Below are 22,796 nucleotides of genomic sequence, written 5' to 3'. Positions count from 1 at the left end.
TTGAAAGGAAGAAAAATGGAAGGCTCCATCAACGGCTCCCTCAACCTCATCGGCTACGGCCTCTCCGCCATCGGCGGTGGTATCGGTGTGGGTCTCGTGTTCGCCGCTTACATCAACGGTGTGGCACGTCAGCCGGAAGCCCAGCGCGTCCTGCAGCCGATCGCATTCCTCGGCCTCGCGCTGACTGAAGCCCTCGCCATCCTTGGCCTGGTCTTCGCGTTCGTTCTTAAGTAAACAGAACAACCGAACATCCAGAACCGAGTAGATAAGGACGGGTGAAATATGAATCAAGCGATCATCTCAGCCGCCACCGAAGGCGGTACTAACCCCCTCGTTCCCAATCCTTGGGAAATGCTTGTCGTCTTCGCCGGCTTTGCGCTCCTCTTGTTCATCGTGGTCAAGTACGTTGTCCCGATGTTCGAGAAGACCTTCGCAGAGCGGGCCGAAGCCATCGAGGGCGGTATCGCCAAGGCCGAAAAGGCTCAGGCCGAGGCCTCCGCAGCGCTCGAAGAGTACAAGGCGCAGCTCACGGAAGCCCGCACCGAAGCCAACCGCATCCGCGAGGAAGCACGCGCCGAAGGCGCCCAGATCCTTGCAGAGCTGAAGGAGAAGGCGGCTGCCGAGTCTGCCCGCATCACCGCGCAGGCCCACACGCAGATCGAATCCGAGCGCCAGGCGGCCGTTGTGTCGCTCCGCGCGGAGGTTGGCACGCTGGCCACGACGCTGGCGAGCCGCATCGTCGGCGAGGCACTGAGCGACGATGCACGGTCGGCCCGAGTGGTGGACCGCTTCCTGGCAGATCTGGAGAACCAGAACGCGGGTGTAGCTAAGTAATGGCAGGTGTATCGAGCGAATCGCTGGCCGCTGCGCTGGCGGCACTGGAGGCCAAGCTTCCCACCGCGTCGCTGCAGTTGGCAAAGGAACTCTTCGGAATCCTGGGAACCGTGGACAGCTCGGCCGGCTTGCGCCGTGCTTTGACTGACCCGTCCCGCAGCGGTGACGAAAAGTCGGCGCTGGTCAAGCAGCTCTTCGGCGGAAAAGTATCCGCTGACGCTGTTGAAATCGCAGCCGGACTGGCCAGCTCCCGCTGGGCATCGGCACGGGATATCGGCGATGCACTCGAGACTCTTGCCGCTTCGGTGGTCATCGCTGTTGCCGAGAACAAGTCGGCCGTCTCTGCCTCCGGGCTCAGCGGACTGGAATTGCTGGAGAACGATCTGTTCTCCTTCAACCAGGCCGTTGAGTCCAGCCACGAGGTCCAGCGTGCTCTGTCCGAGCCGCAGGCCAGCCCGGCCGCCAAGGTGTCCCTCGCCGACAAACTCGTACCCGGTGCGAGCGAGGAAGCGAAAGTCCTGATCGGGCAGGCCGTCACGGCTCCGCGCGGGCTTAAGGTCACCAGGCTGGTCCGCCGTTTCGCCGAGCTTGCCGCCAAGCGCCAGCAGCGCTGGATTGCAACGGTCGACGTCACCCGTCCGCTGACGGAGACGCAGATCAGCCGCCTGCAGGCGGGGCTGAACGCCCTTTACGGGCGCGAGCTCAAGATCAACATGAATGTTGACCCGGCACTGATCGGTGGCATCCGGATCCAGGTAGGTGACGAAGTGGTTGACGCTTCGGTCGCCGGCCGCCTGGGCCAGCTCCAGCGTCAGCTTGCCGGCTAGCCGGACAAGCACAACCTAACGACAAGAAACCCCGGTCATCGTGAGCAACGATGATCACGAAAACAGGAGAGCAGGGACTGCAGATGGCCGAATTGACCATCAACGCCGACGACGTCCGTAATGCGTTGAACGAGTTCGCGGCGTCCTACGAACCCGGAAACGCAGAGCGCGTAGAGGTCGGCCGTGTAACAACCGCAGGTGACGGCATCGCCCGTGTTGAGGGCCTTCCCTCGGTCATGGCGAACGAGCTGCTTCGCTTCGAAGACGGCACGCTGGGCCTGGCCCAGAACCTCGACGTCCGCGAGATCGGCGTCATCATCCTCGGTGACTTCACCGGAATCGAAGAAGGCCAGGAAGTCCACCGCACCGGGCAGGTTCTGTCCGTGCCCGTTGGCGACGCCTTCCTCGGCCGCGTGGTTGACCCGCTGGGCCAGCCCATCGATGACCTCGGCGAGATCAAGGCCGAGACCACCCGTGCCTTGGAACTCCAGGCACCCGGCGTGACCCAGCGTAAGTCGGTCCACGAGCCGATGCAGACCGGGCTCAAGGCTATCGACGCCATGATCCCGATCGGCCGCGGCCAGCGCCAGCTGATCATCGGTGACCGCCAGACCGGCAAGTCCGCCATTGCGATCGACACGATCATCAACCAGAAGGCCAACTGGGCTTCCGGAGACGTGACGAAGCAGGTGCGCTGCATCTACGTGGCGATCGGCCAGAAGGCATCCACGATCGCAGCCGTCCGCCAGACCCTCGAGGACAACGGCGCCCTGGAATACACCACGATCGTGGCTTCCCCGGCGTCCGACCCCGCAGGCTTCAAGTACCTGGCACCGTACGCCGGCTCGGCCATCGGCCAGCACTGGATGTACGGCGGCAAGCACGTCCTCATCGTGTTCGATGACCTGTCCAAGCAGGCCGAGGCCTACCGTGCAGTGTCACTGCTGCTCCGCCGCCCGCCGGGACGCGAAGCCTACCCGGGCGACGTCTTCTACTTGCACTCCCGTCTGCTGGAGCGTTGTGCCAAGCTCTCCGACGAGCTCGGTGCAGGCTCGATGACCGGTCTGCCGCTGATCGAGACCAAGGCAAACGACGTTTCCGCCTACATCCCGACCAACGTGATCTCCATCACCGATGGCCAGATCTTCCTGCAGTCGGACCTCTTCAACGCCAACCAGCGCCCCGCTGTCGACGTCGGTGTGTCCGTCTCCCGTGTTGGTGGCGCCGCCCAGGTCAAGTCCATGAAGAAGGTCTCCGGTACCTTGAAGCTGGAACTGGCCCAGTACCGCGACATGCAGGCCTTCGCCATGTTTGCCTCGGACCTGGACGCCGCATCGCGCCAGCAGCTGACCCGCGGTGCACGCCTGATGGAACTGCTCAAGCAGGGCCAGTACTCGCCGTTCCCGGTCGAGAACCAGGTCGTCTCCATCTGGGCCGGCACCAACGGCCACCTGGACGAGGTTCCGGTTGAAGACATCAACCGCTTCGAGACCGAGTTCCTGGAGCACCTCAAGCACAAGTCCTCCATCCTGACGACGCTGGCCCAGACCAACGTCATGGACGATGACACCGCTGAAGCACTGAAGACCGCAATCGTGGACTTCAAGAAGGGCTTCTTCGGCGAGGGAGACAACCTCCTGGTCGGTGCGGGGCACGAGGAGCACGCCCCCATCGGCGAGGATCAGGTCGACCAGGAAAAAATCGTCAAGCAGAAGCGCTAGTTTCGCTGGCAGGGACTGCCGGGACCCGCACGGGTTCCGGCAGTCCCGGCCATCGGGATCTTAGGAAAGGATAAGTATGGGAGCCCAGATCCGGGTCTACCGCCAGAAGATCAGCTCGACGACGTCGATGCGCAAGATCTTCAAGGCGATGGAACTGATCGCTACCTCGCGCATCGGCAAGGCCCGCGCACGCGTAGCAGCTTCACTGCCTTACGCGAACGCGATCACGCGTGCCGTTTCTGCTGTCGCAAGCCAGAGCGAAATCGACCACCCCCTGGTCACCGAGCCGGCGCAGATCCGCCGGGCCGCCGTCCTGGTCATCACCTCGGACCGTGGCCTCGCGGGATCTTACTCGGCGAGTGTCCTCAAGCAGGCCGAAGGCCTCAACGAGCTGCTCCACGGGGAAGGTAAGGAAGTCAAGACGTTCCTGGTCGGCCGCAAGGCGCAGGCGTACTTCGACTTCCGGAACCGTGAATACGCTCGCGTATGGACCGGCAACACGGATGCACCGGAGTTTGCGACCGCGCGCGAAGTTAGTGAAGCACTGCTGGCCGAATTCGCTAACGCCTACGAAGAGGGCGGCGTCGACGAAATCCACGTCGTCTACACCCGCTTCAAGTCGATGGTGACCCAGGAGCCGACGGTCGTCCGTCTGCTGCCGCTCGAGGTTGTCGAAGAGAAAGCCGCGTCCGAATCGGACCTGCTGCCCCTCTACGAATTCGAGCCGGAAACGGAGCAGGTTCTCGATGCCCTGCTGCCGCGCTACATCGAATCACGTATCTTCGCCGCCATGTTGCAGGCAGCAGCTTCCGAGCTCGCAGCCCGCCAGCGTGCGATGAAGTCCGCCGGCGACAACGCGACGGATCTCATCAAGAAGTACACGCGTCTGCGCAACACTGCCCGTCAGGCTGAAATTACGCAGGAGCTTTCCGAAATCGTTGCCGGTGCCGACGCGTTGTCCGCGTCCTAGCCAGCACGAGCCCGGATCCAGCTGTACCTGCACCAAAAGATAAACTTAACCCCACGCCATCTACTGAGTGAAGTGAGAGAGATGACTGCCACTGCTACCGATCACGTAGCCGCAACGTCCGGTGCTACCGGTCGTATTGCACGTGTTATTGGCCCGGTTGTCGACGTCGAATTCCCGGCTGACGCAATCCCCTCGATTTACAACGCACTCACCACCGAGATCACTCTCAACGGTGAGACCCGAACCATCACGTTCGAGGTTGCCCTGCACCTGGGTGACAACCTGATCCGTGCCATCTCCCTCCAGGCCACCGACGGACTTGTCCGCGGTACCAACGTGGTGGACACCGGTGCCCCGATCTCCGTGCCCGTGGGCGACGGCGTCAAAGGCCACATCTTCAACGTGCTGGGCCAGCCCCTCGACGTTGCCGAGTCCGAACTCCAGATCAGCGAACGCTGGCCTATCCACCGCAAGGCTCCGGCCTTCGCGACCCTGGAAGGCTCCACCGAGATGCTGGAAACCGGCATCAAGGTGATCGACCTCCTCACCCCGTACATCAAGGGTGGCAAGATCGGCCTGTTCGGTGGTGCCGGCGTCGGCAAGACCGTGCTGATCCAGGAAATGATCACCCGTGTTGCCCGCAACTTCGGCGGCACCTCGGTGTTCGCCGGTGTCGGCGAGCGTACCCGTGAAGGTAACGACCTCTGGGTCGAAATGGAAGAGGCCGGCGTCCTCAAGGACACCGCCCTTGTGTTCGGCCAGATGGACGAGCCGCCGGGAACGCGCCTGCGCGTTGCACTGTCCGCCCTGACCATGGCGGAGTACTTCCGCGATGTGCAGAACCAGGACGTGCTGCTCTTCATCGACAACATCTTCCGCTTCACCCAGGCAGGCTCCGAGGTTTCCACCCTCCTCGGCCGCATGCCGTCGGCCGTGGGCTACCAGCCCAACCTGGCTGACGAGATGGGCCTCCTCCAGGAGCGCATCACGTCCACCAAGGGCCACTCCATCACCTCGATGCAGGCCATCTACGTTCCCGCAGATGACTACACCGACCCGGCTCCGGCCACGACCTTCGCACACCTCGACGCGACCACGGAACTTTCCCGTGAAATCGCTTCCCGTGGTCTGTACCCGGCCGTTGACCCGCTGACGTCGACCTCCCGGATCCTGGATCCGCAGTACATCGGCCACGACCACTACAACACGGCCGTCCGCGTCAAGCAGATCCTGCAGAAGAACAAGGAACTTCAGGACATCATCGCCATCCTCGGCGTTGACGAACTCTCTGAAGAAGACAAGATCGTCGTGTCCCGTGCACGCCGCATCCAGCAGTTCCTCTCGCAGAACACCTACACCGCCAAGCAGTTCACCGGCGTCGAGGGCTCCACCGTGTCCATCAAGGACACTGTGGAAGGCTTCACCGCTATCTGCGACGGCGACCTTGACCACGTTGCAGAGCAGGCGTTCTTCAACGTCGGTGGCCTGGACGACGTCGAGCGCCAGTGGGCCAAGATCCAGGAACAGACCAAGTAATATGGCTGAGCTTGAGGTTGAGATTGTCGCAGCGGACCACTTTGTGTGGTCCGGAGCGGCCAAGATGGTCAAGGCCCGCACCAGCGATGGTGAAATCGGAATCCTGCCCGGCCACTCGCCCCTGCTGGCGATTCTGGCCGAAGGTGAGCTGGCAATCGAGCCGGTATCCGGTGACCGCATCGCTGTAGTTGTTGACGGGGGATTCTTCTCTGTCGACAACAACAGGGTGGTCATTGTTGCTGACAACGCCCAAATGGGCGAAGCGGCTACTGCGGGGATCCGCTAGCACGACCTTGATGAACGATATTGGTTTGCCGTTCATCGTCCTGGCAACTGCGTTTGGGTTGCTGGTATTTGCACTGTGCCTTTCGGGGGTGCGCCGCTTCAATCTGCGGCGCGCCCTGGGCACGGTGGACGCCTCCATCTGCACGGCTGGAAACAGCTGGCAGATGGGGGTTTGTCGTTATCAGGACAACGACCTCGAATGGTTCCGCCTGGTCTCACTCAGCGTCCGCCCCAAGCACACCTTCCGGCGCAGTTCGCTGGAGCTGCTTGGCCGGCGCAAGCCGACCGAATCCGAGCTCCTCAAGGTCCAGCCCGACGCCGTCATCGTGGAGCTCCGCTACGAGGGCCAGCAGGTCCTCCTGGCCATGCGATTCGATGCCTACACAGGGTTGTCATCCTGGCTTGAGGCCGGACCCGTCATCGGCGTCGGCACCTGGCGCTAGCCCCGGTGGACTACCTCGATGGCCTTAGCCTGGTCGACGGCCCGGTGGTGTGGATCGTGTGGGCAGCCGCCGCGGCGGGCCTGGCCTACCTCCTGACGCACGTTGCCCTCCGGCACACGGGTTTCCGGCGCACGGGCCGCCGCGCTCCCGGCGCGGCCGTGGCCGTCGCGGCTGCCATGACCCTGCTCGCCGCGGCGCTCGTCGCGGCCGTGCACTGGTTCCTGCTCTACGCCGTCACCGTCTTCCCTGCCGAACTGCCGTGGGAGACCCTGGCCTGGTCCGTTGCCGGCGTCCTCGCCCTGCTGCTGTGGCTCATGCGCCTGCTTGGACTTTGGGGCCGCGGACGGACCGGCACTAATCCGACCGGCACTAATCCGACCGGCACTAATCCGGGCCGTAGCCATCGCTGGCGTTCAAGCGCAGCAGCCACGGCCGCCTTCCTGGCCGTCCTCGCGCTGTCCGCCGTCCAGATCAACATCTACTTCGGCCTGAACCACACTGTCGGCGACCTCACCGGAGCGGCCGTCGCCCGGATCCAGCCGCTCGAGGCCGGCCTGACGCGCGCCGCCGGCGCCCCTGCCGCCACCGGGCTCACCCACTGGCAGGCGCCGGACCACCTTCCCGACGGCGTCATCCGCAAGGCGGTCATCCCGGGCACCGTCTCCGGCTTCCAGAGCCGGGACGCCTACGTCTATCTCCCTCCGGCCTACCTGGGTTCCCCCCGGCCTGCGCTGCCGGTGCTGGTCCTCTTTTCCGGCCAGCCGGGCGGTCCTGCCGACTGGCTGACCGGCGGCGCACTCCGGAGCCGGCTCGACCGGTTCGCCGCGGAGCACGCCGGGGTGGCGCCCGTAACGGTGGTGGTCGATCCCAACGGCTCGGCGTCGGGAAACACGCTGTGCATGGACAGCCGGATTGCCCAGGCGGACACCTTCCTGGCGCGGGACGTTCCGGACTGGATCAAGCGCACGCTCGACGTTGACCCGGATCCCCGCCGGTGGGCCGCGGGCGGTTTCTCCTTCGGCGGCACGTGCGCCATGCAGATGGTCACGAGGCATCCCGGCGTCTACAGCGCGGCGCTGGCCTTCTCCAGCGAGGAGGAGCCGGCCCTCGCGAAGGTGCGGGCCAAGACCATTGAGGCCTCCTTCGGCGCCGACGCCGCGGCCTTCGACCAGCTGACCCCGCTGCGCGTCATGGCGGAACACCGCTTCGACGGCCACGGCGTGTATTTCGCCGCCGGAGACCGCGATCCGCAGTTCACCGGCTACATGGACGTGCTCTCCGAGGCGGCACGCCGTGCCGGGTTCAGCGTTGAAACACACCGGATCGCCAACGCTGGGCACTCCTGGGACGTGGCATCCGGCGGCCTTCCCGGCGGCCTGGACTTCCTGGCCCGACGCTGGGGGATCGCGCCATGAGCCAGGCCAAGACCGGGAGTAACCGGACCGCGGCGGGCCCAGGGCCGGAGATCCCGCCGTTGCAGGGTGTCTGGCGCCAGAGCTTGCGCCGGACGCTGGCGCACTTCCGTGCCGTACCCTTCACGCTGGCGGTCCTCGCGGCCTTCCTCGGTGTCGGGGCCGTGACGGGCAGCTTCCTGTCGGGCCCGCCCGACGCCCTGTTGCCTATAGCGTCCGTCAACGCTTCGGGGCTGAAAGCGGGGCATTGGTGGTCCTTGTTCACCTCGCTGTTCTTCGCCACCAACCTGCTGGCCTACCTGGCCGCATCACTGATGATCCTCCTGCTTCTGGGTCTCGCTGAACGGCATCTGGGGACCCTGCGGACGGCCGTATTCTTCTTTGTAGGCCAGTTCGCTGCTGTGACGGTGTTCCTGCTGGTTACCCAGCTGGCCCGGTATATCGGCGACGGCTGGCTGGGGCTCATGGTCAACGCCCGGCTGATTGGCCCCTACGCCGCCGTCCTGGCCGTGGCCCTGGCCGCCAGCGGCCTGCTGCCCACGCTGTGGCAACGCAGGCTGCGGACCGCCGGCCTGTCCGCGTCCCTGCTGCTGGTGCTCTACGTCGGGCATCCGGAGACAGTGGTTGGGCTCGCCGGTGCCCTTGCCGGCCTGGCCGCGGGCTGGTGGATCCAGGGCGACCGGGGGACCCTGCACCGGCACCGTTCAACCGGACGCGAGACCCGCAACCTGCTGGCCCTCACGGTCGCGATCTTCGCGGTGGGGCCGATCCTCACGGCCGCCGTCAGCAGCCCCACCGGGCCCCTGGCCCTGTTGCGCGACGTCGTGCTGAACCCGCTGCCCACGCTGGGCCAGCTGGAGGAAAACTGCGGCGGGACGGTGGACGTCAGCTGCCTGGAGGCCGGCCGCGCCGGACTCGCCGGTCCGCTGGGCCTTGCGCTGGCGGTTGTCCCGGTGGTCCTGCTGTTGATCTGTGCGGACGGCATGCGGCAGGGCCGCCGCCTGGCCCTGCGGATCGCGATCATCGTCCAGCTTGGCGTGACAGCCCTGGCCGCCGTGTACCTGGCCCTGTTCGCCCGGATTCCGCACTACGCCAGCCAGCCGCACACGGCCGTGATGGGCTCCGGCTTCGTCCGCGTCCTTCCGCTCGTGGCCGTCCCGTTGCTGCTCGTTGTGCTGCTCTGGCTTAACCGCCGGCAGTTCCGGGTCGAGACTGCTCCGCGGGCCAGGCGGATCCTGGGCATCGTGGTCGGGGGCACGTGGCTGGTGCTCGCCGGGGCCTATTCGGTGGCCTGGCTCGCCGCCGGCGGGATGGACCGCGACGGGGGAGTGCTGGGCCTCGCGGCGGAGCTCGCCCGGCAGTACCTGCCGCTGCCCATTCCGGGCGCCTACAGCAGGTTGTTCCAGAACCGCAACGCCGTCGAGTCATTTCTGTTCGCCTATGCCGGCATCATCTTCTGGGGGGTGGCCCTGGCGGCGGTCTGGCTGGTGCTGCGGCGGCGGCTGCACGGTACCGGACACAGCACCGACGTCGGCTCCGGGGACCGGGACACGGCCCGTGACCTGATCCGCCAAGGCGGGGACTCACTGTCCTGGATGGCGCTCTGGGAACCGAACAAATACTGGTTTACGCCGGACCGGCGCGGCGGCGTGGCCTATCAGCAGCACGGCAACGTGGCCCTGACGCTGGCGGGCCCGTTCGGATCCGCCGCCCTCCACGAGGAGACCGCGGCGGGTTTCATGCGCTACTGCGCCGAACACGCCCTGATCCCGTGTTTCTACTCCTGCACCGCCGGCCTCTGGCCTATGCTCCGGGCCCGCGGATTCCGCCGCGTGGCCGTGGCCCAGGAAACCAGGCTCGCCGTGCGCGAACTCGAGTTCAAGGGCAAGGAATGGCAAAACGTCCGCACCGCCCTGAACCGTGCCGCGAAGACCGGTGTCCAGGCCGTATGGGGGCGCTACAGCGAATTCCCGGCCCCTCTGCGGACCCAGCTCAGCGAGGTCTCCGAAGAGTGGGCGGCGCAAAAGCACGTGCCGGAGATGGGCTTCACGCTCGGCAGCATCGACGAGCTCGACGACGACGAGGTGCTGTGCTGCCTGGCGGTGGACGCCTCCGGACGCGTGCAGGGCGTTACGAGCTGGCTGCCGGTGTACGCGGACGGACAGCTCGTGAGCTGGACCCTGGACTTCATGCGCCGGCGCGGCGACGCGTTCCCCGGTGTCATGGAGTTCCTCATTGCTTCCGCCGTGCTGGAGCTCAAGCGCACGGTTGAGGTGATCTCCCTGTCCGGCTCGCCGCTGGCGAAGGACCGTGACGGAGACAGTGCCGGCGGCGGCGACTCCGGAGGCGACTCCGGCAGCGACTCAGGCGGCAGCGACGCCGGGCCGGAGGGGCTGGCCGGGATCCTGGACGTGGTGGGCAGGGCCCTGGAACCCGTCTACGGCTTCCGCTCGCTGGCAACCTTCAAGTCGCGTTTCAAACCGGACTACCGCACGCTGTACCTCTACTACCAGGATCCGTTGCAATTGCCGGCGATGGGCCGGGCCCTGAGCCGCGCGTACCTTCCAGGGTTGTCCGTCCGGCAAAGTGCCCGCCTGCTGCGCACTTTGGTGCGTTAGGCAGGGCCCGGCGGGTTAGTGCCCGGGGTTAGTGCGGAATTCGGCTGAAGAATGCATCCGGGTCAATGCGGACAAGCTGAAACGCCGCGCCCAAGAATGCACAAAAAAATGATCCCCGGCACAAATGCCGGGGATCATTCCTGGTGCCGGAAATGCCCTAAAGCACTTCCCGGCGGCAGACTAGACCAGCGTTACGCCGGTGGCCTGGGGGCCCTTGGCGCCCTGGCCGATCTCGAACTGAACACGCTGGTTCTCGTCGAGGGTCTTGAAGCCACCGGTCTGGATCTCGGAGTAGTGAACGAAGACATCGCCATCGGAGTCATCCGGGGTGATGAAGCCGAAGCCCTTTTCTGCGTTGAACCACTTGACGGTTCCCTGAGCCATTTGTTTCTCCTCATTGTGGATCTTGAATAAATCCGGCGCACTTCGCACCGGACTTGGTCACTCTGCGAGAAGAACCTTTGGCAACGGAACCGGATTCACGGACCGTGGCGGCAGGAGCTTCACGCTCGCAACATGTCTTGCGAGCATGAAAAAACACCTACACAAAGACTCGTATAAGAATTTCATGACACTTGCGTCAGGTCAACGGGCGAACGGAAGAATTGCATAAAAATTGTGCAAAGAACGTCTTAACGCGAATCGCCGCCACGGAAAGCCTGCCGCGGGGTGCTTAGAAGAGCCGGGATTCGCTGTCGTCAACGCCGCGCATGGCGTCGTAGTCCAGGGTCACGCAGTCGATTCCGCGGTCCTTGGCGAGGACCTTGGCCTGCGGCTTGATCTGCTGGGCTGCGAAGATTCCCCGGACCGGGGCCAGCAGCGGGTCCCGGTTCAGCAGTTCCAGGTACCGGGTGAGCTGCTCGACGCCGTCGATGTCGCCCCGGCGCTTGAGCTCAATGGCCACGGTGGCGCCGTCCGCGTCCCGGGCCAGGATGTCCACGGGGCCGATCGCGGTGAAGTACTCCCGGCGGATCAGCGAGAACCCGGTGCCCAGCAGTTCGATCTGGGCGGCCAGGAGCCGCTGGAGGTCCGCCTCGACGCCGTCCTTGATCAGGCCGGGGTCCTGGCCCAGTTCGTGGGAGGTATCGTGCAGCTGCTCGTGGATGTTGATGATGAGCCGGTCATCGGTCTTGGCCGACTGGACCGTCCACTGTTCGACGACGCCGACCTCGACGTCGACCTCATCCGGTGTGGAGACCCGCAGGGACGCAGGAGGGCTCATCCAGTTCAGCGGCTTGTAGGACCCGCCGTCGGAATGGACCAGGACCGAACCGTCGGCCTTGACCAGCAACAGCCTGGTGGCCAGCGGCAGGTGGGCTTTGAGGCGGCCGACGTAATCAACGGAGCAGCGGGCTATGACTAAACGCACCCGGTCAACTCTACCGCCTGCGCGGGCGGCGGCTTGGCGGGGCGGCAATGAGCGGCAGCCGGACTGGGGCAGAATGGAGGCATGCCCCGTTCCAACCGACCCCGCCGCGCCGGTTCTGCGAAGACAGGCTCCGGCAAGGGCACAGTGCCCGGAAAGAGCAAAGCCGCCGGAGCCAAGCACGGCCCGGCGCCGGAACTTGACCTGGAGCGCGCCCGCTCGGGTTTCGCCCGCCGGGAGAGCGCACCGGACGGCGAATGGATGGTCCGCCCCATCACCGCGGGCCGCGCCGAGAAGACCTACATCTGCCCTGGCTGCTCCACCGCCGTGCTGCCGGGAATCGCCCACCTGGTGGTCTGGTCCGAGGACCACCTCTTTGGCGCCGCCGCGGGTCTCGCCGAGCGGCGCCACTGGCACAGCAACTGCTGGACTTCGCGGAGCTACCGGTATCGCTAAGCTGGTCAGCATGAGCTTTGATCCCGCGTCGTACGTCTTCACCCAGCCCTCTGCTCCCACTGTCATCCGTGCCTCCACGGTCCTGCCGGCCCGCCGCGAGAACGTCGAACTCCGCACGTCGGACGGGCACCGGCTGGTGGGCGAGCTCGCCGTCCCGGAAACCGGCGGAATCAAGGCAACACTCATCACGCTGCACCCGCTGCCGACGCACGGCGGCTTCATGGATTCGCACGTCTACCGCAAGGCCTCCTACCGGCTGCCCGCCCTCGCGGGAATCGCCGTCCTGCGCTTCAACACACGCGGCACCTCATCGCCGCGGGGAACCAGCGGGGGAGCCTTCGAGGAAGGCGTAGGCGAGCGTCTCGACGTCGAGGCCGCGGTGCAGTTCGCCGTGGACCGCGGCCTGCCGAACCGGTGGCTGGTCGGCTGGTCCTTCGGCACCGAGCTGGCCCTGATGTACGGCGCCGCCGAGCCCGTCGCCTCGGAAATCGAGGGGGCTGTGCTGCTCTCGCCCCCGCTGCACCGGGCCACAGACGTGCACCTGAAGGAATGGGCCGAGGCCGGCAAGCCGCTGAAGGTCCTGGTCCCCGAGCACGACGACTACCTGCAGCCGGCGGCTGCGGCCGCGAGGTTCGCGCTGGTGCCGCAGGCGCAGGTGGTGGGGGTCGACGGCGCCAAACACCTGTGGGTGGGGGAGAAGTACGCCGGGCGGGTTCTCAACGAAATCGTGGACGAGGTCATCCCCGGCGGCGCCACAGGCGGTGCCGAAACGGTGCTGCCGCAGGAATGGGACGGACCGGTCGCCACGGCACACGCCTGAGCCGCCAACGGCGCAAAAAGAGAAAATCGCATTGAAACAGGACAGCCGCACCGTGGACCACGGTGCGGCTGTCCTGTCTCAGTGCGAAAACCCGACAGGGGAGCCCCGTCAGCGGCTGTCCTGGCGCGCGATGAGGATTTCCTTGACCAGCAGCATGATGGCCGCCGCAGTGGGAATGGCGATCAAGGCTCCGAGGACGCCCAGGAGGCTGCCGCCCGCGATCACAGAGATGACGGCGACGGCGCCCGGCACCGCCACGGCCTTCTGCATGATCCGCGGAGAGATGAAGTAGGCCTCGAACTGGAGGTACGCGAAATAGCAGATAGCGAAGACGAGCGCGGTCTGCCAGCCGGCGGTTAGGGCAACGAGCGTCACCAGGCACCCGGCAATCATGCCGCCCACGAGGGGGATGAAGGCCAGCAGGGCCACCACGAACGCCAGCAGCGTTGCAAAAGGCACTCCGATGATCGACATCACAATGAACGCGAACGTCGCGTTCAGCACTGCCACGGCGGCCTGGCCGATCACGTAGTTGCCCACCGAACCGGTGATTTCCTCGGACAGGGCTTCTACCCGGGCCCGCCGCGAGCGCGGCGCGAGCCGGTAGCCCCATTTCTTCATCGCAGGGAGGGCGCCGAGGAAGTACAGGCTCAGGACCAGCACGATCAGGGCACCGAAGATCCCGTTTGCCACGGTGGAGCCGAAGCCCACAACGCCGCCGAAGATGCCGCCCATGGCGTCCGGGTTGTTGACGAACTTCTCCAGCTCCTGGCTGATGCGGTCCCGGATGCCGAACTGGCTGTCAATGCTCCGGAAGAAGTCCGAGTCAATGAAGTCCTGGACCCACTTGGGCGCCTGCTGCACGATCTGCGTCACCTGCTGCACGATCGTGGGGATCAGGGTGGCGAAAAATGCGGCGACGCCCAGTGCCAGGGTGGACACGGACAGGAGGATGCCGGCGGCGCGGGGGACATTCCGGTGTTCGAGCCACCGCACTACCGGGTCCAGGCCGAGGGTGATGAAGAGCGCCGTGATGATCCACAAAAGCAGCTGCGTCGTATTTGATCCGATCCAGTAGACCAGGAGGGCGAAGCCGACGCCGACCGTGCCCATAAAGCCCATGTACAAGGGGTGCTGGGCCGACATGCGCGGACCGGGACTGCCGAAGCGGGCATCGGCCGCGGACGTCTCCGCGTCCCCGGCCTCATGCTCCGGGGGCATCTCGAAGCGGATTCTCGGCTGGGCTCCGGGCAGGGGCTGGCGCAGGCGCCGGGCCGCGGACAGAAGGACATTTGCCGCGGCAATCCGGGGCCGGGAGGTTGTAGGCCGGGGACTGGAAACGGGTTGTTCGGGGCCGGGTTCCTGGCTGTCGGATTCCTGCGCTTCTTCTGGTCCGGCGGAGGACGAATCCGTATGTTCAGTCACTGCGTTAAATGCCCTTAATTCCTTGCTGCGCCACACTGGCGGCACTGGTGTGATGATCACCGCAAACACTATCAGCAGGCTTGTCACCAGAGGGGAAGAACGCCCCCGCGGGCACCGCCGCCGGGGGCCGTCCGGGTCCCCGATCTGACTCGCGGGTAACAAAATGGTTACTATTGAAGCTAACTGTCCGCTGATGATAGGTAGTATTTTGCGTTTCAAGACTGCAGTCGCCCTGGTGCTGCTTGGCCTCCTGACACTCCTGGCCGGGATTGGCCAGAAGACGTTCTGGGCTCCCCCGGAGACGATTACGGCCACCGCTCCGACCGGCACCGCCGCGCCGCTGACCGTCTTCGACCAGAAGCTGAAGACTCTGCACTCCGGGACCGTGAAGATCACGGTCAAGGGTGAAGGGGCCTTCCTGCTGGCCGCGGGACGCCCGGACGACGTCGACGCCTGGGTGGGTAAGACGGCCCACAACACCGTCGCCGGCGTCTCCGAGGACGGCAAGGCGCTGCAGCTGACGCATACCGACGGCGAAGCTACCGCGCCGTCGCCCGCCGGATCGGATCTTTGGGTCACCACCGAGAACGCCACCGGCGAAATGGACTACTCGTGGAACGCGCCGGCCGACGGCGACTGGTCGCTGCTCCTCGCCGCGGACGGCACCAAGACCGCCCCGGGCTCCATCACGATGACTTTCCCGAACGACACCTCCACGCCCTGGGCCATTCCGCTCATGGTGCTCGGCGGCCTGCTGATCATCGCCGGCGGGGCGCTGCTGGTCCTCAAGCCGAAGTCAGGCAACCGCACCGGGGGCGGCACCGGCGGCGGCAGCACGTTCGCCCGCCGCGCGCAGGCCAAGGCAGCGGCACGCCGCGGGGACAACGGCTCGACGGAAAGCACCCAGGATCCTGCCGCACCCGGCACCTCCGCACCCGAAACTGCACCGCAGCCGGCCACGCCGGAGAAAACAGGCCCTGAAAAAACAGCGCCGGAGAAAGCAGCGGCCGGCCAGAAGAAGGGCTCCGGCACGGTGCGCCGTTCCGGCATCGTGGTGGCAGTGCTGACCGCCGCCGCCGCCGTCGCCGGAACGTCAGTGGCCGCCCAGGCCAGCCAGACGCCCGCGCCGCCGCCCAGTGCTCCGGCCTCCAGTGCTCCCGCCTCCGGTGCCCCGGCCTCAGACGCCGCGACCCCGGGCAGTGAGGGCCAGACCGGCGATGCGCCGGTGCTGCTGGACGCGCAGTTCCGCCGCGTCCTGGAACAGGTTGCCGGTGCCGTCGATGCAGGAGACGCTGCCAAGGACGCCGCCAAGCTGGCGCCGCGGGTGGCCAAGTCCGAACTCCAGGTGCGCACACAGAACTACAAGATCCGCTCGCAGGTCGGTTCCTACGAAGCCCGCATGCCTGTCCGCTCCACCAAGCTGCTGACCACGGTGGTCACCAACAAGCGCAGCTGGCCGCGCTCGGTCATGGCCGTGACGCAGGGCGAGGGCAACGTCGTCCCGCAGCTGCTGACCCTGACCCAGGACTCCCCGCGGGATAACTACAAGCTGGTCAGCAGCACCCCGCTGCAGCCGGGTGCCACCTTCCCGGGGATCGGCCGGGCCGGTACGGAGACGCTGGCGCCCGCGGACAAGACCGGGCTCGCGTACAGCGGCGACGAAGCCCTCGCCGGGCTCGGTGACCGCCTGACCAAGGCCGACTCCACCTTCAAGGACAAGCTCGTCGAAGGCCAGTCCTCCCCGTACATCGCGGACACCCTCGCCTACCAGGCCGACGTCGTCAAATCTGGCGTCAACGGCACCTTCGCCTTCACGCACAAGGCGGCCGCGGACAACACTGTCGTGTTCCGAACCGCTGACGGCGGGGCCTTGGTCCTGGGACGGCTGAACTTCTCGTTCGACGGCACTCCGAAGGCTGACGGGGACAAGCTCACCATCGGCGACGACGCGGCCGCCCTGGCCGGCGGCAAGGAGACCAGCACCGGCATGGTGCTGGACTTCGCAGAGTCCGTGGCTGTCTATGTTCCGCCGGCCGGTTCCACGGACCCGATGAAGCTCGTGGCCGCCACCCGCGGCCTGGTCGGGGCGTCCTTCAAGTAGCCTTCGCCGGCGGGCATGGTGGCGCCGGGCGGGACTTCAATGGCTAGAGTGGAGCTATGACTACGCCAGCTTCCCGCCCGGTCCCGCCAGTTGCCGCCAGCCCGCTGAACCTGCGCGGCGCCGTCGATCTCTCCGCCCTGAAACAGCGGCCGGCACCGAGTTCTCCGGGACCTGCCCGTCCCGGCGCCGCAGCCCCGGGCCCGGCGGGCTCCGCCGGTTCTGCCGGTGCCCCGGCGGCCCCGGCATCCGGCCCGGCCGACCACGCAGGCCGGCCGTTGCGCGTGGATGTGACCGAGGGCAACTTCCAGGAGCTCGTGGACCTCTCGGCCCAGGTGCCTGTGGTGATCGCCCTCTGGGCCTCCTATTCGCCAGGCTCCGGCCAGCTGGTGGACGTCCTCGAAGGCATCGTCGAGAGCTACGACGGCCGGCTGGTCCTCGGGGCCGCGGACATCGATGTGTTCCCGGAACTTGCCCAGGCTTTCCAGGTGCAGGCCGTGCCGACCGCCGTCGCGGTGGTCAAAGGCCAGCCCGTGCCGCTCTTCCAGGGAGGCGCGGACGAACAGCAGGTACGCAGCCTGTTCGATGAACTTCTCAAGGTCGCGGCCACCAACGGCGTGACCGGACGGATCGGCGCCGGCGGCCCGGTTGGCGCGGAACCGGAGGCGCCGCCGCTGCCGCCGCTGCACCAGGCGGCGTTCGATGCGATCGAGGCCGGCGACTACGCGGCCGCGGCCGCCGCCTACCGGCAGGCCCTGAACGAGATGCCCGCCGACGCGGAGGCCAAGGCCGGCCTGGCGCAGGTGGAACTGATGGATCGCCTGCAGGCCCTCTCCGGGCCCGAGGCAGATGCCCTGCGCCGGCTCGCGGCCGACGAACCGGACAACCTCGAGGCCCAGCTCGGGGTTGCGGACCTGGATATCGCCGGCGGCCACATCGAGGACGGCCTTGGCCGGATCGTGACGTTCATTGGCCGCAACTTCGGCCCGGAACGGGAGACCGCCCGGGTCCGGCTGCTTGAACTCTTCGACGTCGTCGGCACCGGCGACGAGCGCGTCGCCAAGGCCCGCCAGGGGCTGGCCCGGGTGCTGTTCTAGTGGGATCGGCACTCTTTGCGCCGCTGGATCTAAGGTCACTGCGGCTGCAGCACCGTGGCTGGGTGTCCCCGATGTGCCAGTACAGCTGCGACCCCGAAACGGGCGAGGGCGTGCCCACAGACTGGCACCTGATGCATCTGGGCTCCTTTGCCACCGGGGGAGCGGCCCTGGTCCTCACCGAGGCCAACGCCGTCAACGCCGCGGGCAGGATCAGCCCCCGCGACGCCGGACTCTACAACGACGACCAGGCCGCGGCCTGGGAACGCATCACCGCCTTCGTGCACCGCCACGGCACCGCGGAGACCAAGATCGGCACCCAGCTGGCGCACGCCGGCCGGAAAGCGTCCTCCTACTGGCCGTTCTCCGGCAAGGTGGGCAGCGTGCCGGCGTCCGAGGGCGGCTGGGACACCGTGGGTCCTGGCACCGGCGCATTCGACGGCTACGCGCCGCCGTCGGCCATGACGGAAGCGCAGATCGACGGCGTGATCGCCGATTTCGCCGCGTCCGCCGTGCGGGCCGTCGATGCCGGGTTCGACACGATCGAAATCCATGGCGCGCACGGCTACCTGCTGCACCAGTTCCAAAGCCCGCTGGTCAACGACCGCACGGACCGCTGGGGCGGGGACGAGGCGGGCCGGAACCGATTGACGCTTGCCGTGGTGGACGCCGTCCGCGCCGTCATCCCGGACTCCATGCCCCTGCTGCTGCGGATCTCGGCCTCGGACTGGGCGCCGGGCGGGATCGAGGCCGACGCCTCGGTCCGGATGGCTGCTGCCGCCGCCGAGCGCGGGGTGGACCTGGTGGACGTTTCCAGCGGCGGGGCCGTGGCCCACCAGCAGATTCCCGTAGGCCCGGGCTACCAGACCGGGTTCTCCGCACGGATCCGGCGCGAAACCGGGGTCAGGACCGGCACGGTGGGACTCCTGACGTCCGCCGGGCAGGCCGAACACGCGGTGGCCACCGGCCAGGCGGACGGCGTGTTCATCGCCCGTGCCGCCCTGCGGGATCCGCACTGGTGGCTGCGGGCCGCGTTTGAGCTCGGCCATGACCTGGCGTGGCCGCCGCAGTACGAGCGCGCCATGCCCCGGCATTCGTTCTAGAACCGGCATCCATTCCAGAACCGGCATTCATTCCAGAAACAGCTGCGCGGTTCCCGCGAGTGAAAACGTACGCCTTGCGGACTATCCTTTTCGCGCCGTCCGGCGGTTAGTCTGGCGTCATGACATTCCAACCCCCTGGCCAGCAGGGACAGCCAGCCCCGCCCGGTCCGTCTTCGCCGCCGGCGGCTGTCCTGCAGGTGCCTGCCTTGTCCCTGCTTGGCCTCGCCAAGCGCTTCGGCGACAAAATCGCCGTCGATGGCATCAGCCTGGACGTTCCGGCCGGGTCCTTCTACGGGGTGGTCGGGCCCAACGGCGCCGGTAAGACCACCACCCTGTCGATGGCGACCGGCTTGCTGCGCCCGGACTTCGGCACCGCGCTGGTCCACGGCGTCGACGTCTGGCAGCATCCGCTGGAGGCCAAGAAGCTGATGGGGATCCTGCCCGACGGCGTCCGGCTGTTCGACCGCCTCAGCGGCGAGCAGCTGGTCACCTATGCCGGCCTGCTGCGCGGGATGGACCGGGAGATGGTGGCGTCCCGGGTGGCGGAACTGCTCGCTGCCCTGGACCTGGCCAATGACGCCGGCACGCTGGTGGTGGACTACTCCGCCGGCATGACCAAGAAGATCGCGCTGGCCTCGGCGCTGATCCACGCCCCGCGGCTGCTGGTCCTCGACGAGCCGTTCGAATCGGTGGACCCGATCTCCGCGGCGAACATCCGCGACATCCTGGACCGCTACGTTTCCTCGGGCGGAACGGTCATCGTCTCCAGCCACGTCATGGACCTGGTCCAGCGCATGTGCGACCACGTCGCAGTCGTCGCGGGCGGCCGGGTCCTCGCCGCCGGGACGGTGGAGGAAGTCCGCGCCGGCGCCAGCCTCGAGGACCGCTTCGTGCAGCTCGTGGGCGGCCGGAACCACACGGAAGGGCTGGAATGGTTGCGCACCTTCTGAGGCTCAAGCTGACCCTGCTGCGCAACAGCGTCCGGCGCAGCCCGTGGCAGCTGGTGGGCCTCGGGATCGGCGCCCTGTATGCCCTGGGAATCGTGGCTGTTTGCGTTGCCGGGCTGTTCGTCCTGCGCGGGGTGGAGATTGAACTCGCCCAGACCGTGGTGGTCCTGGGCGGCGCCACGGCGCTGCTGGGCTGGGCCATCATTCCCGTCGCTGTCTCCGCCGCGGACATGACGCTGGACCCTGCCCGGTTCACCACCTTTGCCGTCCCCATGCCGAAGCTGCTGGCCGGGCTGGCGCTCGGCGGCCTGATCGGCATACCGGGTCTCGCAACCTCACTCGTTGCGCTCGCCACGGTGGGCACCTGGTCCCGCAGCCTGCCGGCCGCAGCCGGCGCCCTCGTCGGTGCCGTGCTGGGCGTGCTGAGCTGCATCGTTCTCTCCAAGGTCGTGACCACGGCCACGGCCGGACTGGCAAGCTCCCGGCGCTTCAAGGACATCAGCTCCGTCGCCTTCCTCATCCCGCTCGTGCTCACGGGGCCCATTGTGGCGGGCATCGCGAGGGGAATCGCCGGTTCCGGCGATTTCCTGACCGGCCTGGCCCGGGCCCTGTCCTGGACGCCGGCCGGGGCGGCCTTCTCGCTCGGCGGCGAGCTGGCTGCCGGCAGCTACGCGGCCGCGGCCGTGAAATTCCTCATCGCCGCGGCCACCCTGGCGGGCCTGGCCCTGGCGTGGAAACTCCTGCTGCAGCGCGCCCTGGTGACCCCGCCCTACGCCGGGACATCCAAGCGGCGGACCGGCGGCACGGGCCTGTTCGGACTGCTCCCGGCGACACCGGCCGCCGCCGTCGCCGCGAGGTCCCTGTACTACTGGCTGCGCGATCCCCGCTACGCCGGCGCGCTCGTGGTCGTTCCGCTCCTGCCGGTGCTGTTCCTCTTCCAGGGCAGCCAGAGCGGGTTTTACGGCCCGTTCCAGTTCGTCGGGCCGCTGACGGCCTTCCTCCTGGCGTGGTCGATCTCCACGGATGTTTCCTATGACAGCACCGCCTTCGCCCTGCACGTGGCAACCGGGGTGCGCGGCGCCGACGACCGGCTCGGCCGTGCGCTGGCGTGCCTGAGCTTCGCGCTGCCGGTGGCGGTCCTCTTCAGTGTCGGGCCGTTCTTCTTCACCGGCGACTGGGACAAGCTGCCCGCGGTCCTGGGCCTCAGCCTCGGCGTCCTCTTCACCGGCCTGGGCCTGGCCTCGGTGATCTCGGCGCGCTACACCGTGAGCGTCCCGCTCCCGGGGGACAGCCCGTTCAAGAAGCCGCCGGGCAACGTGGCCCAGACCCTCGCCGTGCAGTTCGGCGGCATGGCCGTGCTGCTGGTCCTCGTGGCGCCCGAGGCGGCGCTCGTGGCCGCGCAGTTCATCACCGGCAGCTCCATGCCGGGCTGGATCACGCTGGCCCTCGGACCCGTGCTCGGTCTCACGCTCTTCGCCGTCGGTGTCCGGACCGGCGGAGCATGGCTGGACCGGCGGGCGCCGGAGCTGCTGGCACAACTGGCCGTCAACCGCTGACGGGTGCATGCTGGGAGTGCGCAGACTCGGACACCACGTAGGCCAGTAAAGGCAGGATCATGGAAGTTGTCATCCTTCCCGGCAGCAAACGGATCGCGTCGCTTGCCGCGGATGCGGTGGAAGCCCTTCTCCGCCGCAAGCCCGACGCCGTCCTGGGCCTGGCGACCGGTTCCACGCCCCTGCCGGTGTATGTCGAACTGGCGGCGCGGCACGAGCGCGCCGGACTGGATTTCAGCCGGGTCCGCGCCTTCGCCCTGGACGAGTACGTGGGGCTGCCGGCCGGCCACCCGGAGTCCTACCGCGAGGTGATCGCCCGCGAATTCACCGCACGGGTGAACATCAGTCCGGCCAACGTCCACGTGCCCGACGGCGCGGCGGCGGACATCCCCGCGGCCTGCCGGGCCTATGAAGACGCCATCCGCGACGCCGGGGGAGTGGACCTCCAGCTCCTCGGCGTCGGAACGGACGGCCACATCGGGTTCAACGAACCGGGCTCGTCGCTGGCGTCCCGGACGCGGATCAAGACCCTGATCGAGCAGACACGCCGGGACAACGCACGGTTTTTCGGCAGCCTGGCCGACGTGCCGCACCACGTCCTGACCCAAGGCCTGGGCACCATCCTGGATGCCCGCCACGTGATCCTGATCGCCACCGGTGCGCAAAAAGCCCAGGCCGTCCGGGACCTCGCGGAGGGCCCCGTCGCCGCCATCTGTGCGGCCTCCGTGCTGCAGTTGCACCCGCACGCCACCATCCTCCTGGACGAGGCGGCGGCGTCGTCGCTGCGGCTGGCGGATTACTACCGCCACAGCTACGACCACAAACCCGCCTGGCAGGGCCTCTAGGCCCCGCCGCCGGCACCCCGCAGGTCCGGCAGCGCCCTTCCAACGGCTAAGATGGGTGTCATGACTAGCATGACCGATCCTCTCGAAAACGATCCGATGCGCGAGCTCTCCGGAGCCGGGACGTCAACGGCCACGATCGAGCGCGAGGAACTGCGCCAGGAAGTTGAGCCCGGTGACCGGGAGCGCTTCTCGCACTACGTGCGCAAGGAAAAGATCATGGAATCCGCGCTGACCGGTGAACCGGTGATCGCGCTCTGCGGCAAGGTCTGGACTCCGGGCCGGGATCCGCAGAAGTTCCCCGTCTGCCCCGAATGCAAGGAAGTCTACGAGGGCCTGCGCCCCGGAAACGACGGCGGCAAGGGCTCCGGCGACAAGTAAGGGCAATCAACGGAACCAACAGGTTCCGTTAGCCGTCTTCGGACGGTGCTTCCCTATGGCGGCGC

General features: G+C 67.2%; 22 protein-coding genes. 19 read left to right on the top strand and 3 right to left on the bottom strand.

The genetic code is table 11. From position 1 onward, the window contains the following. The first annotated feature begins 15 nt into the window (after positions 1-15). The 10 genes from atpE to AC1DGD_RS16320 all read left to right on the top strand — a co-directional run bounded on the left by atpE (position 16) and on the right by AC1DGD_RS16320 (position 10,646). A complete protein-coding gene (atpE, locus tag AC1DGD_RS16365; protein WP_003804776.1) occupies positions 16-234 on the top strand; it encodes an ATP synthase F0 subunit C in 219 nt (72 codons plus the stop codon). A 48-nt stretch (positions 235-282) separates the two neighbouring features. Further along, complete coding sequence (locus AC1DGD_RS16360; RefSeq protein ID WP_223916021.1) at positions 283-834, top strand: F0F1 ATP synthase subunit B; 552 nt, start codon at positions 283-285, stop codon at positions 832-834. Continuing rightward, positions 834-1,661 carry a F0F1 ATP synthase subunit delta gene (locus AC1DGD_RS16355; protein ID WP_476857516.1) on the top strand — a complete coding sequence of 276 codons (828 nt, stop codon included), beginning with the start codon at positions 834-836 and terminating at the stop codon, positions 1,659-1,661. Before AC1DGD_RS16360 ends, AC1DGD_RS16355 begins: the two co-directional genes overlap by 1 nt. Before the next feature lie 83 nt (positions 1,662-1,744). Then, positions 1,745-3,382 carry a F0F1 ATP synthase subunit alpha gene (gene atpA / locus AC1DGD_RS16350; RefSeq protein ID WP_028276064.1) on the top strand — a complete coding sequence of 546 codons (1,638 nt, stop codon included), beginning with the start codon at positions 1,745-1,747 and terminating at the stop codon, positions 3,380-3,382. A 76-nt stretch (positions 3,383-3,458) separates the two neighbouring features. Next, positions 3,459-4,352, top strand: a complete 894-nt coding sequence (locus AC1DGD_RS16345) for a F0F1 ATP synthase subunit gamma (RefSeq protein WP_028276063.1) — start codon at positions 3,459-3,461, stop codon at positions 4,350-4,352. A gap of 81 nt (positions 4,353-4,433) precedes the next feature. After that, positions 4,434-5,888, top strand: coding sequence for a F0F1 ATP synthase subunit beta (gene atpD, locus AC1DGD_RS16340; protein WP_018775710.1), 1,455 nt, complete (start codon positions 4,434-4,436; stop codon positions 5,886-5,888). A gap of 1 nt (position 5,889) precedes the next feature. Continuing rightward, positions 5,890-6,174 (top strand): F0F1 ATP synthase subunit epsilon, encoded by a 285-nt coding sequence (locus AC1DGD_RS16335; protein ID WP_018775711.1) that lies wholly within the window; start codon positions 5,890-5,892, stop codon positions 6,172-6,174. A 10-nt stretch (positions 6,175-6,184) separates the two neighbouring features. Further along, positions 6,185-6,616 (top strand): DUF2550 domain-containing protein, encoded by a 432-nt coding sequence (locus AC1DGD_RS16330; protein ID WP_223916017.1) that lies wholly within the window; start codon positions 6,185-6,187, stop codon positions 6,614-6,616. A gap of 5 nt (positions 6,617-6,621) precedes the next feature. After that, positions 6,622-8,031 carry an alpha/beta hydrolase gene (locus tag AC1DGD_RS16325; protein WP_476857515.1) on the top strand — a complete coding sequence of 470 codons (1,410 nt, stop codon included), beginning with the start codon at positions 6,622-6,624 and terminating at the stop codon, positions 8,029-8,031. Continuing rightward, positions 8,028-10,646 carry a bifunctional lysylphosphatidylglycerol flippase/synthetase MprF gene (locus tag AC1DGD_RS16320; RefSeq protein ID WP_476857514.1) on the top strand — a complete coding sequence of 873 codons (2,619 nt, stop codon included), beginning with the start codon at positions 8,028-8,030 and terminating at the stop codon, positions 10,644-10,646. The genes AC1DGD_RS16325 and AC1DGD_RS16320 overlap by 4 nt, the downstream gene beginning before the upstream one ends. A 180-nt stretch (positions 10,647-10,826) precedes the next feature. Here the strand turns inward: AC1DGD_RS16320 and AC1DGD_RS16315 are convergent, their stop codons facing one another. Both AC1DGD_RS16315 and nucS read right to left on the bottom strand, forming a co-directional pair. Beyond that, the gene (locus AC1DGD_RS16315) at positions 10,827-11,030 is read right to left on the bottom strand and encodes a cold-shock protein (protein WP_011692441.1); all 204 of its coding nucleotides are present in this window, start codon (positions 11,028-11,030) and stop codon (positions 10,827-10,829) included. Positions 11,031-11,319: 289 nt separating this feature from the next. Next, complete coding sequence (gene nucS, locus AC1DGD_RS16310) at positions 11,320-12,015, bottom strand: endonuclease NucS (protein WP_026266819.1); 696 nt, start codon at positions 12,013-12,015, stop codon at positions 11,320-11,322. Positions 12,016-12,096: 81 nt separating this feature from the next. Here nucS and AC1DGD_RS16305 point away from each other — a divergent pair, with 81 nt between their 5' ends. Together AC1DGD_RS16305 and AC1DGD_RS16300 are read left to right on the top strand one after the other, a co-directional pair. Then, positions 12,097-12,468, top strand: a complete 372-nt coding sequence (locus tag AC1DGD_RS16305) for an ATP/GTP-binding protein (RefSeq protein WP_476848852.1) — start codon at positions 12,097-12,099, stop codon at positions 12,466-12,468. Between the two features lie 10 nt (positions 12,469-12,478). Continuing rightward, a complete protein-coding gene (locus AC1DGD_RS16300; RefSeq protein WP_476857513.1) occupies positions 12,479-13,288 on the top strand; it encodes an alpha/beta hydrolase in 810 nt (269 codons plus the stop codon). 108 nt (positions 13,289-13,396) lie between these two features. Here the strand turns inward: AC1DGD_RS16300 and AC1DGD_RS16295 are convergent, their stop codons facing one another. Next, positions 13,397-14,713 (bottom strand): AI-2E family transporter, encoded by a 1,317-nt coding sequence (locus AC1DGD_RS16295; protein ID WP_374706739.1) that lies wholly within the window; start codon positions 14,711-14,713, stop codon positions 13,397-13,399. Positions 14,714-14,906: 193 nt separating this feature from the next. Between AC1DGD_RS16295 and AC1DGD_RS16290 the strand changes: the two genes are divergently transcribed. From AC1DGD_RS16290 to AC1DGD_RS16260, 7 genes are all read left to right on the top strand, one after another. Beyond that, positions 14,907-16,814 (top strand): hypothetical protein, encoded by a 1,908-nt coding sequence (locus AC1DGD_RS16290; protein WP_476857512.1) that lies wholly within the window; start codon positions 14,907-14,909, stop codon positions 16,812-16,814. A gap of 56 nt (positions 16,815-16,870) precedes the next feature. After that, positions 16,871-17,908 carry a co-chaperone YbbN gene (locus tag AC1DGD_RS16285; protein ID WP_476848855.1) on the top strand — a complete coding sequence of 346 codons (1,038 nt, stop codon included), beginning with the start codon at positions 16,871-16,873 and terminating at the stop codon, positions 17,906-17,908. After that, positions 17,908-19,008 (top strand): NADH:flavin oxidoreductase/NADH oxidase, encoded by a 1,101-nt coding sequence (locus tag AC1DGD_RS16280; RefSeq protein WP_230008676.1) that lies wholly within the window; start codon positions 17,908-17,910, stop codon positions 19,006-19,008. Before AC1DGD_RS16285 ends, AC1DGD_RS16280 begins: the two co-directional genes overlap by 1 nt. Before the next feature lie 119 nt (positions 19,009-19,127). Further along, the gene (locus tag AC1DGD_RS16275; protein WP_476857511.1) at positions 19,128-19,958 is read left to right on the top strand and encodes an ABC transporter ATP-binding protein; all 831 of its coding nucleotides are present in this window, start codon (positions 19,128-19,130) and stop codon (positions 19,956-19,958) included. Beyond that, complete coding sequence (locus tag AC1DGD_RS16270) at positions 19,940-21,511, top strand: transporter (RefSeq protein WP_230008508.1); 1,572 nt, start codon at positions 19,940-19,942, stop codon at positions 21,509-21,511. Before AC1DGD_RS16275 ends, AC1DGD_RS16270 begins: the two co-directional genes overlap by 19 nt. Before the next feature lie 59 nt (positions 21,512-21,570). Beyond that, positions 21,571-22,353: a glucosamine-6-phosphate deaminase gene (gene nagB / locus AC1DGD_RS16265; protein WP_230008509.1), complete on the top strand. Its 783-nt coding sequence runs from the start codon at positions 21,571-21,573 to the stop codon at positions 22,351-22,353. Positions 22,354-22,413: 60 nt separating this feature from the next. Then, the gene (locus AC1DGD_RS16260; protein ID WP_370122952.1) at positions 22,414-22,731 is read left to right on the top strand and encodes a DUF3039 domain-containing protein; all 318 of its coding nucleotides are present in this window, start codon (positions 22,414-22,416) and stop codon (positions 22,729-22,731) included. The last annotated feature ends 65 nt before the right edge of the window (positions 22,732-22,796 follow it).

The organism is Arthrobacter sp. 05T45 (assembly GCF_056395875.1).
The sequence above is the reverse complement of the archived record's forward strand: the minus strand, read 5'-3'. Positions and strand labels throughout refer to the sequence as shown.